This is a genomic window from Micromonospora sp. NPDC051924 (genome assembly GCF_055586005.1).
Genome location: NZ_JBVJJA010000032.1, coordinates 41,686 through 56,192 on the forward strand (window position 1 = coordinate 41,686; position 14,507 = coordinate 56,192).

A 14,507-nucleotide genomic window follows, 5' to 3' on the forward strand; every position below is an offset into this window, starting at 1 on the left:
AGGGTGTTTCTGGTGAGCAACCGGCGACCGATCGGTGAGTTGCGGTGGACGGCCCTGCTGTTCGTCTGGGGCATGGCCATGTTCTTCGGCGTCGGCCTGATCGGCGCGGCCGATTCGTTGGGCTGTGCGGACGAATGCGCGAGGGGTGAGGACCGGGCCTGGTCCGGGCTGGCGATCAGCTGCGGTGCCGGCCTGCTCGCGATGCTGCTGTTCGTGCTGCTCGGCGGGGTGATGAAGGACCGGCGGCGTCGTCTCCTCGGCTTCGCGAGCGTCGCCATGCTGGTCGCCAACGTCGTCGGCGTGGCGGCGTTCGTGTCGCTCGACGACGGCCGGGGGCCGTCGCGGGCTGGCGCCGCAACGGCCCCCGGGCCCGTTGACGTCTGGTGGAGTGTGGCTCAGGCGCAGTCGGACGGCGACCGGTCACTCGCCGCAGGTGGCGTCGGTACCGGGTGACCGGGACCGGAGGCGCGTCGCAGGGTCCGGCGCCGCCAGGGAGCTGCCAGCAGCAGGACGGCCAGCACGACGCCGGCGCCGGCGCCGACAGCGGTCCGCAGGGGGACCGCCGACGAGCCTGCGGCCGCGGCGTGGCGTACGCCCTGGACCTGGGCGACGGGACCGTCGTGCTTCTTCTCATCGGGGGTGACCAGGCGGCCGACCGACGCGTCGGGGGAGAGGGCGAAGCCCCAGTCGAGCAGGGCCGCCGCCTCGCCCAGGCTGCCCAGTGGCGCGGTCTCCGCGCCGAGCAGGGTCACGGTGAGCCGCCGGCCGTTACGTTCGGCCACTCCCACGTACGTCTGTCGAGCCAGGTCGGTGAAGCCCGTCTTCCCGCCGATCGTCCCCGGGTAGTGGTCCAGCAGGGTGTTGTCGTGGGTGATGGAGAAGCCGGGCGTTCCCGACCTGGCCGGTATCTCCGCCGCCCGGGTGGCGACGTATCGCCGGAAGTCCGCGCGGGCGTAGGTGGCGCGCGCGATCAGCGCCAGGTCGTACGCGCTGGTGTACTGGCCCGGACCGTCCAGGCCGGACGGCGTCGCGGCGTGTGTCTGGTTCGCGCCCAGCCGGCGTGCCTCGTCGTTCATCGCCTGGACGCCGCCCTGCCGCTCGGTGGCGCCGCCGCCGACGCGGGCCAGTACATTGGCGGCGTCGTTTCCAGATCTGAGCAGCAGTCCCTGCCACAGGCTCTCGATCGAGTAGTGGCCGCCCTCGACCACCCCCATCCGTGAGCTGGCCGGATCGAGATCCTGCAGGTCCGCCCGGGTCACCTCGACCACCTGTGCCGGGTCGAGGTGGGGCATCAGGGCCGCCGCCAGCAGCATCTTCTGCACGCTGGCCGGCGTACGGCGCTCGTGCGGGCCGCATCCGCCCAGCACCGCGCCGCTGTCGAGGTCGGCCACGACCCACGAGGTGGCGGTCACCGCCGGCGCCGGCGGCGCACCGGCGGGAGTGGCCAGCCCCGCCGTCGCCAGCGACTCGCCGCCGACGGCCAGGTCGGCGGCACCGACCGGCGGTGGCGTCGGTGCGGCTGGTGGGGGCACCGGTGGCTTCACGGCCGGGCAGGGCACGTACGACGCGGCCGTTGCCGAGGCCGGTGACGCGGTCACCACGGCCGGCGTGGCCAGAAATGCGCTGAGCGCAGCGGCAGCAATTCGAATGACGGTCACGTTAAAGCACCGTAATCGCCGACAACGCCGCCTCAGCCCGGTTGTAAAAATTCTCCCGGGGCGGCGGGAATTCCGGTCTCGGGTGCGCCGCGTAGGTTCGATCGCCCTTGCTCCGTTTCGGGAAAGTCTTCCGGATGGCGGCCCGGGCGGCGATCCGTGCATTCATGGCGAAGCACCGCGTGGCGGCCGGGTCGAACCCCTGTCCGACTCGCAGGAAGTGGGCGGGTCGTGGGGTTGCGGGCACGGTGGGCGCAACCTGGCCGGTAGCGGATGGGCGAGCAGTGCCCCGCCGGTTTTGTCGCAACAGTAGCGAACAGGATTTCCGGTCTGGTCGGGTCGTAAGGAGCAGGGAAAAGGTTTTCACGCCGGGCCGGGCTCGATGAATCCGAAGAAATGACGCATGGGCCTGGCCGTCGTCGAAAGGTGCGGGAGAGGCGAAAGTCTGAACCGGGGGCAAAAGGCGGTGAGGCGCGCACCGCCCGCGCCCAGGGTGCGGTCCGGTCGCGCGTCGGCGCGGGACCGGTCGGTGGTCAGATCCCCGATCGGGTAGCGGCAGGCCCGCCGAGGTCGTGGCCCGCGGATGGGCGGTGCCGGGGGCACCGCCCACTGTGGTCTCGAATGCCCCTCGTAATTTCACCAGCGATCGCTATTGAAAACCGGGCCGCGAGGGCTCAGGATGGCGACTGAAGCGACGACCACCCGGGAGGACAACGGACGTGACCATCGCACCGGCCCCACGTCGCGTCGACCACCGACCGGCCCGCGACCTGGTCGCCGCCGAAGCGGCCGCCACCCAGTTCCTGACCGCGCTCGGCATCGACCTGGACTCCGAGAGTCTCCGGGACACGCCGGGCCGGATGGCCAGGGCGTACGTCGAACTGCTCACCGCGCGCCCGTTCGACCTGACCACCTTCCCCAACGACGAGGGGTACGACGAACTGGTGCTGGCCCGGTCCATCCCCGTCCGCTCCGTGTGCGAGCACCACCTGTTGCCGTTCGTGGGCGTCGCGCACGTCGGCTACCTGCCTGGTGACCGGATCCTCGGGCTGTCCAAGCTCGCCCGCGTCGTGGAGTACTTCGCCCACCGTCCTCAAGTGCAGGAGCGGTTGACCAAGCAGGTGGCGGACTGGTTGGCCCTCGAACTGGGACCCAGGGGCGTCGGCGTCGTCGTCGAGGCGGAGCATCTGTGCATGTCGCTGCGGGGCGTGCGGGCCACTGGCGCCACCACCGTGACGTCCACCCTGCTCGGGGCCCTGCGCGACGATGCCCGCTCCAGGGCCGAGTTCATCTCCCTCACCGGAGCCCACTGACCGGATTGGAGAGCGGAATGGCACACAGTCCCACGTTCGTCATCGTCGGGGCCGGTCTCGCCGGCGCCAAGGCCGCCCAGACCCTGCGCGAGGAAGGTTTCGACGGCCGGGTGATGCTCCTCGGCGCGGAGCCGGAACGGCCGTACGAGCGGCCACCCTTGTCCAAGGGCCTGCTGCTGGGGGCCACGCCGCGCCGCGACGTGTACGTGCACGATGCCGACTGGTACGCGGCCAACGGCGTCGAGCTGCGTACCGGCACCCGGGTCACGAGCATCGACCGCGATGCCCACCAGGTCGTCCTGGCCGGCGGCGATCGGCTCGGGTACGACAAGCTGCTCCTGACCACCGGCTCGACGCCCCGCCAATTGGAGGTGCCCGGTGCCGACCTCGACGGTGTGCTGTCCCTGCGCACGCTGGCGGACTCCGATCGGATCGCCGAAGCCCTCACCGGCCGGGCGCACCTCGTCCTGATCGGCGCCGGGTGGATCGGTCTGGAGATCGCGGCCGCCGCGCGCCGGCACGGTGCCGCCGTGACCGTGGTGGAGACCGCCGTCCTGCCGTTGCGGCGGGTCCTCGGCGACGAGGTCGCGCGGGTCTTCGCCGACCTGCACCGCCGCCAGGGCGTCACCTTCCATTTCGGCGTCGGGGTCGGGCAACTGCGGGGCCCCGGGCGGGTGTCCTCGGTGGTGCTGACCGACGGCACCGAACTGGCCGCCGACACCGTCGTCGTCGGCGTGGGCGTCCGCCCCGACGTGCAGCTGGCCGAGGCGGCGGGCCTGAAGGTGGAGAACGGCATCGTCACCGACGCCCGGCTGGTCACCGCCGACCCGCGCATCTACGCCGCCGGCGACGTGGCCAACGCCTACCACCCGCTGCTGCGGCGGCACATCCGGGTGGAGCACTGGGCGAACGCGCTCAACAGCGGCCCGGCCGCGGCGCGGTCCATGCTGGGCCAGCAGGTCGAGTACGCCCGGTTGCCGTACTTCTTCTCCGACCAGTACGACCTGGGGATGGAGTACTCGGGGTGGGTTGCCCCGGGCGGTTACGACCGGGTGGTGTTCCGCGGCGATCCCGTCGTGGCAGACGGAGGGGCGCCGGAGTTCCTGGCGTTCTGGATCAAGGACGGTCGGGTGCTGGCCGGGATGAACGCCAACGTGTGGGACGTGACCGACCAGATCCAGGCGCTGGTGCGCGCCGGCCACGGCGGCAGGTCCGTCGACCTGGCCAGGCTTGCCGACCCGGGGGTGCCGCTGAGCGATCTGCTGAGCTGAGCGCCGCGCGGACCCGGCGGGGCGGTGTCAAGCCGGACGGATCTGTACGCAGCAGGCGCCGGGGCTGGGGACCAGCCGTGCGTGGAGATCGGTGCGGCCGAGGCCGTCGAGCAGGCCGGTGAGGAAGGCCTGGTTCAGGCCGCACACCAGCTCGGTCTGCTGGGCGGCCAGTTCGTGGAAGGGGCAGTTCCGCAACCGGATCAGCTCGTCGTCGCCGACCGGTTCGAAGCCGAGCTCGGCCAGGACGGTCCTGACCGCCCCGCCGCCACCGACCTGACGACCGGTGGCGACGCCGCGCTGCCCCGCCAGCCGAAGGGCCGCCGACCGGGCATCGGTGGGTTCGTCGGCGACCGCCTGGGCGAGGATCTGGCCGATCAGGTCGTAGCGGCGCTCCGGGATGGTCAGTGCGATGCAGCCGGGCGCCGGCTCGTAGACCTTCGGGGTTCTGCCCGGGCCGCGCGGCTGGTCGGCCGGCGCCTCGTACCGGGCCTGCAGCAGACCGGCGCCGACCAGCTTGTCGAGGTGGAAGGCCGCGAGGTTGCGCGAGATGTGCTGTGCCTCGGCGGCCTCGTCCCGGGTCACCGGGTGGTCCTGGCTGCGGACGTAGTCGTACAGCGCCCGTCGTACCTGGTCGACGAGGGCGGTCACCGCCTGCCACGGTGCTGTCGCCATGGGGGAGAGTTTATCACCAGCGGATGTTGTACAAATTCGTCCACGAGTGCCGATCGGCCACGCGCCGGCGGGGCTACGCGGGCCGGTCCACGAGGGCGGCCAGCTTCTTCGGCGCCAGCACGCAGTAGCTCTCGGTGAGCAGTTCGGCGACCTCCGCCCAGTCGGTGCCGTCGTCGAGCACCATGCCGACGACGTCCGTGCCCCAGCCCGGTGCGTAGAACGGGGGGCCGCCGCCGATCAGCCCGGCGATCTCGTCGCCGGACGACCGGAACGTCAGCACGCAGAACGGCTGGTCGGTCACGGCGGCTCGGGCGTAGGCCGCCCGGTGGTCGGGGTCGACCGTGAGCACGTGCGCGAACGTGCGCTTGCGGATCCGCCAGCGCGTCCCCACCCAGGCCGGCTCCTCGTAGGTCTCCGGCAGCCCGAGGCAGACGGGCCGGAGCCGGTCGAGGATCTCGGGTGGGACGTCGCCAGGGCCGGTCACGCCCGGGACGCTACCCGGCCCCTCCGACATCCTCGGCCCGCCGGACGGCCCGCCCGTCCGTTCGGGCACGGCGGCGGCCGGCACGGCGTGTCGGCGCGGTCGTCCTCGAGGTACTGCTCGATTGTCGGTTCGCAGGATGCCGGTTCGTCGTACCCGAGGAGTAGGACGGACGGGACCGATGAGTTTCGGCGTGCCGGACGGTCATTCCCGACGGCATCGTCGAACCGAGCGGAGGGATGAGGACATGACCGGTGTACGGGTGCTGGTAGGCACACGCAAGGGCGCGTTCGTGCTGACGTCGGACGGCCGGCGCGGCGACTGGACGGTCGAGGGGCCGCACTTCGGCGGCTGGGAGATCTACCACCTCACCGGGTCGCCGGCCGACCCGGACCGGCTCTACGCGTCGCAGAGCGGCGGCTGGTTCGGGCAGCTGATCCAGCGCTCCGATGACGGCGGCCGGACCTGGAACACCGTGGGCAACGACTTCGCCTACTCGGGTGAGGTCGGCGAGCACCTGTGGTACGACGGCACCCCGCGCCCCTGGGAGTTCAAGCGCATCTGGCACCTCGAGCCGTCCCGCGACGACCCCGACACGCTGTACGCGGGCGCGGAGGACGCCGCCCTCTACCTCAGCACCGACGGCGGCGGGAAGTGGACCGAGCTCACCGCGCTGCGGACGCACCCGACCGGCCCGAGGTGGCAGCCCGGCGCCGGCGGGATGTGCCTGCACACGATCATCCTCGACCCGGTGCACCAGGGCCGGATCTACGTCGCCATCTCGGCGGCGGGCGCGTTCCGCAGCGACGACGCCGGCGCGAGCTGGCTGCCGATCAACAAGGGCCTGCGCTCGGGCGAGATCCCCGACGAGGACGCCGAGGTGGGCCACTGCGTGCACCACATCACCCAGCACCCGTCCCGGCCGGACACCCTGTTCATGCAGAAGCACTGGGACGTCATGCGCAGCGACGACGCCGGGGCGAACTGGCGCGAGGTCAGCGGCGACCTGCCGTCGGACTTCGGGTTCCCGATCGCCGTGCACGCGCACGAGCCGGAGACCATCTACGTGGTGCCGATCAAGAGCGACTCCGAGCACTACCCGCCGGAGGGCAAGCTGCGGGTCTACCGCAGCCGCACCGGTGGTGACGACTGGGAGCCGCTGACCCGGGGCCTGCCGCAGTCCGACTGCTACGTCAACGTGCTGCGGGACGCCATGGCGGTGGACACGCTCGACCCGTGCGGGATCTACTTCGGCACCACCGGTGGCCAGGTCTACCACTCGGCCGACGGCGGGGACAGCTGGGCGCCGATCGTGCGGGACCTGCCGGCCGTGCTCTCCGTGGAAGCCCAGGTGCTGCCGTGATCCGGGTCGTCCTCCCGGCGCACCTGAAGAACCTCGCGCGCGTCACCGGCGAGGTGCGCCTGGACGTGACCGGCCCGGCCACCGGGCCGGTCACCCAGCGCGTCGTGCTGGACACCCTCGAGGCGCGGTACCCGATGCTGCTCGGCACGATCCGTGACCACCACAGCGGCAAGCGCCGCGCGTTCATCCGCTTCTACGCCTGTGAGGAGGACCTGTCCAACGAGTCGCCCGACGCGCCACTGCCCGAGCGGGTCGTCGTCGGCGAGGAGCCGTACATCATCCTCGGCGCGATGGCCGGCGGATAGGCCGGCCACGCGGTCCATCACCGTGCCAGCCGAGCCGGCGCCAGCGCCGGCCCGCGCGTGGCGGCGCTCTGTCGGCTTGGCGCTTCGTGACTGCGCGACTACGCACCGATATTCTGCGGGCGACGCCGGCGGCGACGTGGTGGCGGTCGGCGGCTGAGGTGCCATCGAGTCCGGTCGACCCTGAGGAGGCGCCCGCATGACCGAAACGGGCATCCCCGGCGAACATCGCACCGTCCCGCGACCGTCCACCCCGGCCTCCGCCGAGTCGGTGCTGCCCGAGTTGCGGGAGATGTGGTGGGAGACGGGGCTGCGTGCCCGGGCGCAAGCCGGCCTCTTCGCCGTCTTCGCCGAGCTGCCCCGACTGGTCCGGGCCGCGTTCCGGATCAGCTGGCGGGCCGACCGGATCCGCACGAGCGTGGTCGCCGCCGCGACCGTCGGCGCGGGCGTGCTGGCCGCCTTCGGGCTGCTGGCCACCCAGCAGGTGCTGGTCGAGCTCTTCGCCGGCGGCCCGACCGCCGACAAGGTGGTAGCCGCGCTGCCCGCCATCCTCGCCCTGGCGGGGGCGACCGCGCTGCGCGCCGGCATGGGCATCGCCACCGGGTACGCGCAGAACGGTCTCACCCCCCGGGTGAGTCGGGAGGTGGAGCGCGGCCTGTTCGAGATGAGCACCGCCGTGCGGCTGGAGGCGTTCGACGCGGACGCCTTCGCCGACGACATGGAACGCGCCTCCCGCGGCAGCGACTCCGCGATCGGGCTGGTCCAGGCCGCGATGAACTTCGCCGCCGGCCTGGCCGGACTGATCGCCGTCGCGGTCGCCGTGCTGGTCATCCACCCGTTGCTGCTGCTGGCGCTGCTGGTCGCCACGCTGCCCAAGGCCTGGGCGGCGCTGCGCGCGGGCCACCTGCGCTACCAGACCTACACCGCCGGCTCGGTACGGCGGCGTCGACTGTGGCTGCTGCACCGCCTGATGGCCGACCGGGTCTCGGCGCCGGAGCTGCGCTCGTACGGGCTGCGCCGGTTCCTGCTGGACCAGTACGACCGGGTGATGGGGGTGGAGACCGACATCCAGCTCGCGCTCGCCCGCCGGGTCACCACGACCACCACCGTCGGCTCGGTGATCGGCGGACTCGCCACCGGGGCGGTGTACGCGCTGCTCGGGCTGCTGCTCGTCAACGGGCAGATCCCGCTCGCCGCCGCGGCGACCTGCGTGATCGCCCTGCAGTCCGCGCAACGGTCACTGGGCATCGTCACGTTCCAGGTCGACCAGGTCTACACCGAGGGTCAGCACTTCGGCGACTACACCGGGTTCATGACCCGCGCCGCCGCCTACCTGCCCGAGCGGGCCGACCGTGCCGCACCCGTGGAGCCGTTGCGCGAGCTGACCGTCCACCAGGTCAGCCTCCGCTATCCCGACCGCGAGACCCCCGCCGTCGACGGCGTGACGCTGCGCATCCAGGCCGGGCAGACGGTGGCCTTCGTCGGGGAGAACGGCTCCGGCAAGAGCAGTCTCGCCGCCGTGATCGGCGCCCTGCGCGCCCCCACCGACGGCGTCGTCAGCTGGAACGGCCGGCCGCTGGCCGACTGGGACACCGACGGCCTGCGGGCCCGGACCGCCGTAGTCACCCAGGAGTACCACAAGTGGCCGTTCACCGCCGCCACCAACATCGCCATCGGCGACGTCGACAGCGACGCCCGCCAGGACCGCATCGAGGCCGCCGCCGTCCGGGCCGTCGCCCACGACATGATCCAGAACCTGCCGCACGGATACGAGACGCTGCTCGACCGGACCTTCGCCCACGGTCAGGACCTCTCCGGCGGGCAATGGCAGCGGATCACCGCGGCCCGCGGCTTCCTCCGCGACGCCGACCTGCTGATCATGGACGAGCCGTCCTCCGCCCTCGACCCGCGCGCCGAGGACGCCCTGTTCCAGGCCATCCGGGACCGGCAGGGACGGGCCACCACCATCCTCATCACGCACCGGCTGGCCAACGTCCGCCACGCCGACCGGATCTTCGTCCTGCACGACGGCGCCCTGGTCGAGGCCGGCAGCCACGACGAGCTGATGGCCGCCGGTGGCCGCTACGCCGAGCTGTTCACGCTCCAGGCCGCCGGTTACGACGCCGCCCCCGGCGCGACCCCGCGGCAGCGCCCGCTCACCACGCCCTGACGACGGCACGGCTGATCGTCACCCGAACGGGCGCCCGCGGGCGACCAGGCTGGTCACCCGCGGACCTTGGGCACTACTGATCGATGGAGTTGGTCGCCACCCCGCGCCCGGTCTCGAGCGCGTCGAGCAGCATCGGCAGCGCCCGGTGCAGTTCGCGCTCCCAGTACGGCCAACTGTGGGTGCCCGGGCCGTAGAAGTCGGTCTCCACCGCGACGCCCTCCGCGCGCAGCTGCGCGACGAAGTCGACGTTCTCCTGGTAGATGAGCGCCTCCAAGCTGTTGGTCCGCCCCGGCGGATCGAACGGACCGCCGGCGGTGCCGTCGCCGCTGGCGACGAAGAGCGCCGTGTGCCGCAACTGCTTCACCAGGTGGTACGGGTCGTGCGCGGCCCAGATGTCCCGCTGCGCCACGGGGTCGCCCCACAGCGCGTACGGGTCCGACCCGGTGCGCCCGAAGAACGGCAGCCAGTAGGACGGGTCCCGCATCGGGTGCACGACCCCGCTGAACGACGCCGCCGCACGGAACATGCCCGGGTTGCGGGCCGCGTACGACATCGCCCCGAAGCCGCCCATCGACAGGCCGGCCACCACGCGCTTCGGTCCCGCGCCGTACCCCCGCTCGGTGATCTGGCGTACCTCGGTGAGGTGGAACGTCTCCCATGCCGGGGTGCCGCCCTGGCCGCCGTTCCACCAGTCGCTGTACCAACCGGCGGCACCCGCCTCGGGCATGACGACCAGGACGTCCCGCAGCTCCGGGATGCTCGCCACGTCCGTCGACCGGGTCCAGCTCACGTACGAGTCGCAGCAGCCGTGCAGCAGGTAGAGCACGGGCCAGTGGTCCCCGGGCGCCCGCTGCTCCCACCCGACCGGCGTCAGCAGGCGGACGTTGGCCGTCCGGCCCAGCGCCGGCGACTCGATGGTGAGATCGAACAGCCGGGGGCCGACGACCGTCTCCTGGACCACGTACGCGCCGTCGGACGCCCGGACGGTGGCGGGGTCGGCGACACCCGCGCGCGCTGCGCCGGCCGGGCCTACCGGCGCGGAGAGTCCGGCCAACGCGAGCCCGACCGCGACCACAATGCCTCGTACCAACGATCTCCTCATGACTCCTCCTGACCGCGGTGACCGGATGGCCGTCATGGTTCATGTCGAAACACGCCGATCGTTGCGTTCCGACCCGATGAGGCACAGTGGTCCACTCCGGACCAGCGGTGAGCGAACAGGCGTGAGCGGCGACCGGCCGCTGTCACTCGACGAATGGTCCGGGCGGAACCCCAGTGCTGCTTCGGCGGCCAGCCTCCGTGGTGGCCCGACGGGTGCGAGGGCGGCCGGACAGGTCAGGACGACCGCAGCGTGAGGAGGACCCGGGCGCCGTGCCGGCCGATCTCGAGGACGGCCCGGTCCGCCATGGTGCCCACCAGCATGAGTCCCCGGCCGCGCCCGTCCACGGAGCTCGGATGGTGGTGCCAGGTCCCCGGCGCAGCACCTCCGCGTCATGGCGCAGGCTGGCCCGACCGCGCAGCCGGAGGCGGAAGCCGCCGCCGCGTCGAACGGCCTGGGGGAGCGGCGGCGGATAGGGTCGGAACCCGTGCGGAGCAAACAGGAGCTGACCGAGGCCATCCGGAGCGACCGGCGCGCCGCGCTGGTGGTCAACGCCCACTCCCGTCGCGGCCGCCGGCTCTACCAGGCCGTCCACGACCGGCTCCGCGCCGCCGGCGTCACCCTGCTGCGCGCGTACCCGGTCGAGCGGGCCGGCGACCTCGACCGGGTGCTGGCCGAGGCCGCCGACCTGGGCCCGGACCTGCTGGTCGTGGGCGGCGGCGACGGCACGATCGGCGCCGCCGCGCGACTGCTCGCCCACCGCGACATCGCGCTCGGCCTGTTGCCGCTGGGCACCACCAACAACTTCGCCCGTACGGTCGGGATCCCGCTCGACCTCGACGCCGCCGTCGGCGTGCTCACCGCCGGCAAGGTGATCGACGTCGACCTGGGCCTGGTGGGCGACACCCGGTTCACCAACCACGTGGGTATCGGGCTCTCCGCCGACATCATGCTCAGCGCGCCGCCCCAGCTGAAGCGGGTCGTCGGCCGGCTCGCGTACCCGGCGACCGCCCTGGGACTGCTCGCCCGGCACCGGCCCCTGCGGGTCACCGTCCGCGCGGAGGGTCGCGAGCACGCCTTCACCACCCACCAGGTGTACGTCGCCAACGGCGGCTTCCACGCCGGCCGGCCGATCACCGCCGACGCCAACGCCGACGACCGGCTGCTGGTCGCGTACCCGGTGGGCGGCCCGACCCGGCGTGGCCTGCTGCGCGCGACGGCGCGCAACGCCGCGACCGGGCACCGCCGCACGCTCGGGGACGAGCCGTTCCTCGCCGTCGGTCAGCTCTGGCTGGAGACCGACCGGCCGGCCCGGATCGAGGTGGACGGTGAGCCGTACGGGGAGACCCCGGTGCGGATCGGGCTGGACCCGAACGCGCTGCGCATCATGGCCCCGGCGGACAGCCCCGACCGGTAGTCCTCCGGTCCGGGCGGCCGGGCCGCCGCGGGGCGACCCGGCGTTCGGTCCCGTGGGTCGCCGGTCCGGGGTGGTTGTCCGATCGGCCGCGTGGCGTCAGTCGCGGCGGTCCTCGTCGGGCAGGGGGATCTCCTGGTTCTGCTCCACCGCGTCGGCCGGGGTGAGGTCGTCGCGCACCGCGTGGGCAAGGTCGGTGCGGTCGCTCGGCGGCGCCAGCACGCCCTGTTCCGCCAGGTCGGCCTCGGACGCCTCGGGGACCGCGTCCGAGGCCCGGTCCGGCGGCCCGACCACGGTCTCGTCCTGCCGCTGTTCCTGGGCGTCGGCTTCCGGCGGTCGACGCAGCGGATCGCCCTGCTCGTCCCAGTCGGTCATCGCGGCTCCCTGCGGGTCCGGTCACGTACGCGGACGCCCTGCGTACCCGCCGCCGTGCCGGTCATGCCGGCGCGGGCCCGGTCAGGGGCGGGCGCGGACCGGGCGGCCGTAGCCGGGCCGGTCGGAGTGGTCGATCCCGTGCGTCGCCCAGGTGTAGAGGTGCAGTTCGAGGCCGTCGGGGTCGGCGAAGACCAGCAGCCAGCCGAGCGACGCCTCGATCACCGGTGAGTGCCCGATCCCGAGCCGGTCGAGGTGACCGGCCCAGGCCTCCAGGTCGGCGCGGTCGTCGACGGCGAAACCGATCGGGTCGAAGCCCTGGCAGCCCTCGGCGGCCCGCGGGTTGACCCGCAGGGCCACCAGCGTGCCGTCCAGGCCGGGCAGGTCACCGGCCACGCCGCGCACCACCCCGTCGGCGTCGGGGAACTCGACGGTGGTCCGGAGGCCGAAGACCCGCCCGTACCAGTCGAGGGCGCGGTCGAGGTCGGTGACCGGGATCTTCACGTGGTGGACGCCGGCCAGGGCACGTACTGGGCTGGGTTGGGCACGTACCGGATCTCACCTGCCGAGTCGGCCATCACGGCGAGCCACTTCACGCCGAGGTCCACGCCGGCGGCCATTTCGGGCCGGCTCGGCGTGCGCTGGGCGCGTTCGATCTCCACCTGGAAGGACACGAACCAGCGGCCACGTTCCAGCCGCACCGTGGCGGACAGGATGCGGGCGGTGCCGTTATTCACGCGGCGCTCAAGCTTGCGGGTGGTCTCGTGCGTGCGGATCGTCCCGAGCCGGGGCAGGGTGATGTGCCGCCGGTCCGCCTCGACACGGATGGTGCCGGTGGTGAACCGGCAAGACATGCGCGCCCGGTGCTTCGACTTGCGGCGAGGAACGCCCATACGCCGGCCTTTGCGCTGCCCACGCTTGGACTTGGCGTAGTTGTCAAACGCGGCAGCTGCGGCTGCCAGCCCGGTGTTGTATGCCTCCTTGGAGTTCTCCTGCCACCATCGGCAAAAACGCGGGTCGGTTTTCTTGACCTGGTTGAACTCCTTGCGCAGCGCGGGCAGCGACCACGGCCGCCACGGCGTCAGATCCTGCCCCGAAACGCCGTAGGACTCCTCCGCCCCGCGCTGCCACCACGGTGCCGAAACCCACGACACGGCCCAGTTGTAGGCCGCACGCGCTGCACCGCAGTGCGACCGCAGCGCCTGCTGCTGACTGGCGTTTGGGTCGAGCGCGAAGCGGAACGCCTACACCACGCAGCCGGGGCGCGGTTCGAACTTCTTCACCGCCCGCAGTCTCCACGATGCACTACCCACGTCGAGTGGTTGCACGGATCAACACCGGCCCATCGCAGGGCGGCGATGTCCAGGTCGCTCAACAGCTGCGGGTCGATCTCCCCGCAGGTATCGGTGTGGGCACGCACCAGCTCCTTACTGGCACGAAATGCCATGTCGGAGGCGATCAACTCTTCCTCCGGGCTCCGCAAGTGCTTGGCCCCCGCCAGGAGCCGGCGGGTGACCTTCTCCTCGGCGATGACCAACTTGTGGCGCCGCTCCAGCTGTTCACGTTCCTCGCGGGCGATCCGCTGCGCCTGCCGCGCCGCACTCTCAGCCAGCAGTCCGATGAACCACTGCGGCGCAGCGGCCGGATCCTTCATCCACTCCCTGGCGTGCTGCGGAGTGAGCTGCTCGATCACATCAGCGGCACGCATTGCCGCCGCAACATCATGCACCTTCAACTGCATGATGTTTGCCACCTGCACCGGACACAGGGCGCGGTCGGCCTTCTTCTGCGGGCTGATCTTCTTACCCACGGCCTTCTTCCCCGGTTGCGGCGGCAACAGCGCGGGCGGCACGGCTCTTCGCCGCCCGCTGGCCGTAGAGACGTGCACACATCGAGGTGAGCACGTCAGTCATGTCTTTCACCAGGTCGTCCGTGGACTCCTCCGGGTCGAGGATCAGCAACTCCCGGCCGGCACCGGTCAGAGCGGCTTGCAGGTGCTCGACGCCGAAGCGCGCCAGCCGGTCCTTGTGCTCCACCACAATCACTCTCGCCGACGCATCCGAGAGGATGCGATGCAACTTGCGCCGCTTGCCATTCAGGCCAGAGCCGATCTCGGTGACAACCTCGCCCACGGCCAGACCGTGCGCGGTCGCTCCCTGCACAACGCGGGCAACCTGCCGGTCAAGATCGGGCTCCTGGTCAGCGGAGGACACCCGGCAGTACACCACCACACGGCCGTTCGACGCCGGTTTCGGCTCCAGCACCAGCCACGAGCCGGAGGGCGTCTTGACCACAGGAACCGGCATCTTGCCGTCCCGCGCCCATTCCCAAGCGGTCTGATAGTGCACACCAGCCCGCTTCGCCCACTCGGACAACTTCACAAGATGAAGAATAC

General features: G+C 72.2%; 16 protein-coding genes and 1 pseudogene. 7 read left to right on the plus strand and 10 right to left on the minus strand.

Features of this window, described 5'->3' with window-relative positions; translation table 11 throughout:
• Positions 1-12 precede the first annotated feature (12 nt).
• On the plus strand, positions 13-453 hold the full coding sequence (locus ACZ6S5_RS23685; RefSeq protein WP_466003768.1) for a hypothetical protein: 441 nt from the start codon (positions 13-15) through the stop codon (positions 451-453).
• On the opposite strand, the gene ACZ6S5_RS23690 is transcribed toward ACZ6S5_RS23685, so the two are convergent.
• Entirely contained in the window at positions 396-1,658 is a 1,263-nt protein-coding gene (locus tag ACZ6S5_RS23690; RefSeq protein WP_466003769.1) for a D-alanyl-D-alanine carboxypeptidase family protein, read from the minus strand. The two genes, ACZ6S5_RS23685 and ACZ6S5_RS23690, sit on opposite strands and share 58 nt — an antisense overlap.
• Positions 1,659-2,374: 716 nt before the next feature.
• Between ACZ6S5_RS23690 and folE the strand changes: the two genes are divergently transcribed.
• Together folE and ACZ6S5_RS23700 are read left to right on the plus strand one after the other, a co-directional pair.
• On the plus strand, positions 2,375-2,968 hold the full coding sequence (folE, locus tag ACZ6S5_RS23695; protein ID WP_466003771.1) for a GTP cyclohydrolase I FolE: 594 nt from the start codon (positions 2,375-2,377) through the stop codon (positions 2,966-2,968).
• Between the two features lie 17 nt (positions 2,969-2,985).
• The gene (locus tag ACZ6S5_RS23700) at positions 2,986-4,239 is read left to right on the plus strand and encodes an NAD(P)/FAD-dependent oxidoreductase (protein WP_466003773.1); all 1,254 of its coding nucleotides are present in this window, start codon (positions 2,986-2,988) and stop codon (positions 4,237-4,239) included.
• Between the two features lie 27 nt (positions 4,240-4,266).
• Here ACZ6S5_RS23700 and ACZ6S5_RS23705 read toward each other — a convergent pair whose 3' ends face one another.
• Complete coding sequence (locus tag ACZ6S5_RS23705; protein WP_466003775.1) at positions 4,267-4,911, minus strand: helix-turn-helix transcriptional regulator; 645 nt, start codon at positions 4,909-4,911, stop codon at positions 4,267-4,269.
• 73 nt (positions 4,912-4,984) lie between these two features.
• Entirely contained in the window at positions 4,985-5,395 is a 411-nt protein-coding gene (locus tag ACZ6S5_RS23710; RefSeq protein WP_466003777.1) for an MmcQ/YjbR family DNA-binding protein, read from the minus strand.
• A gap of 244 nt (positions 5,396-5,639) precedes the next feature.
• On the opposite strand from ACZ6S5_RS23710, the gene ACZ6S5_RS23715 reads away from it, so the two are divergent.
• The 3 genes from ACZ6S5_RS23715 (at position 5,640) to ACZ6S5_RS23725 (ending at position 9,227) form a co-directional block, all read left to right on the plus strand.
• Complete coding sequence (locus ACZ6S5_RS23715) at positions 5,640-6,755, plus strand: WD40/YVTN/BNR-like repeat-containing protein (protein WP_466003779.1); 1,116 nt, start codon at positions 5,640-5,642, stop codon at positions 6,753-6,755.
• Positions 6,752-7,060 carry a MoaD/ThiS family protein gene (locus ACZ6S5_RS23720; protein ID WP_466003781.1) on the plus strand — a complete coding sequence of 103 codons (309 nt, stop codon included), beginning with the start codon at positions 6,752-6,754 and terminating at the stop codon, positions 7,058-7,060. The genes ACZ6S5_RS23715 and ACZ6S5_RS23720 overlap by 4 nt, the downstream gene beginning before the upstream one ends.
• 196 nt (positions 7,061-7,256) lie before the next feature.
• The gene (locus tag ACZ6S5_RS23725; protein WP_466003783.1) at positions 7,257-9,227 is read left to right on the plus strand and encodes an ABC transporter ATP-binding protein; all 1,971 of its coding nucleotides are present in this window, start codon (positions 7,257-7,259) and stop codon (positions 9,225-9,227) included.
• A 73-nt stretch (positions 9,228-9,300) separates the two neighbouring features.
• On the opposite strand, the gene ACZ6S5_RS23730 is transcribed toward ACZ6S5_RS23725, so the two are convergent.
• A complete protein-coding gene (locus ACZ6S5_RS23730) occupies positions 9,301-10,329 on the minus strand; it encodes an alpha/beta hydrolase (RefSeq protein WP_466003785.1) in 1,029 nt (342 codons plus the stop codon).
• A gap of 484 nt (positions 10,330-10,813) precedes the next feature.
• Between ACZ6S5_RS23730 and ACZ6S5_RS23735 the strand changes: the two genes are divergently transcribed.
• Positions 10,814-11,743 (plus strand): diacylglycerol/lipid kinase family protein, encoded by a 930-nt coding sequence (locus ACZ6S5_RS23735; protein WP_466003787.1) that lies wholly within the window; start codon positions 10,814-10,816, stop codon positions 11,741-11,743.
• Positions 11,744-11,839: 96 nt separating this feature from the next.
• On the opposite strand, the gene ACZ6S5_RS23740 is transcribed toward ACZ6S5_RS23735, so the two are convergent.
• The 6 genes and pseudogenes from ACZ6S5_RS23740 to ACZ6S5_RS23765 form a co-directional block, all read right to left on the minus strand.
• Positions 11,840-12,115 carry a hypothetical protein gene (locus ACZ6S5_RS23740; protein ID WP_466003789.1) on the minus strand — a complete coding sequence of 92 codons (276 nt, stop codon included), beginning with the start codon at positions 12,113-12,115 and terminating at the stop codon, positions 11,840-11,842.
• A gap of 81 nt (positions 12,116-12,196) precedes the next feature.
• Entirely contained in the window at positions 12,197-12,616 is a 420-nt protein-coding gene (locus ACZ6S5_RS23745; protein ID WP_466003791.1) for a VOC family protein, read from the minus strand.
• A complete protein-coding gene (locus ACZ6S5_RS23750; protein WP_466003793.1) occupies positions 12,613-13,266 on the minus strand; it encodes a hypothetical protein in 654 nt (217 codons plus the stop codon). The genes ACZ6S5_RS23745 and ACZ6S5_RS23750 overlap by 4 nt, the downstream gene beginning before the upstream one ends.
• Positions 13,267-13,275: 9 nt before the next feature.
• Positions 13,276-13,344: pseudogene (locus ACZ6S5_RS23755) on the minus strand (helix-turn-helix domain-containing protein); the annotation flags it as partial.
• Positions 13,345-13,391: 47 nt separating this feature from the next.
• Positions 13,392-13,922 carry a hypothetical protein gene (locus tag ACZ6S5_RS23760; protein WP_466003795.1) on the minus strand — a complete coding sequence of 177 codons (531 nt, stop codon included), beginning with the start codon at positions 13,920-13,922 and terminating at the stop codon, positions 13,392-13,394.
• A complete protein-coding gene (locus ACZ6S5_RS23765; protein ID WP_466003797.1) occupies positions 13,915-14,493 on the minus strand; it encodes an IS607 family transposase in 579 nt (192 codons plus the stop codon). The genes ACZ6S5_RS23760 and ACZ6S5_RS23765 overlap by 8 nt, the downstream gene beginning before the upstream one ends.
• Between the last annotated feature and the right edge of the window lie 14 nt (positions 14,494-14,507).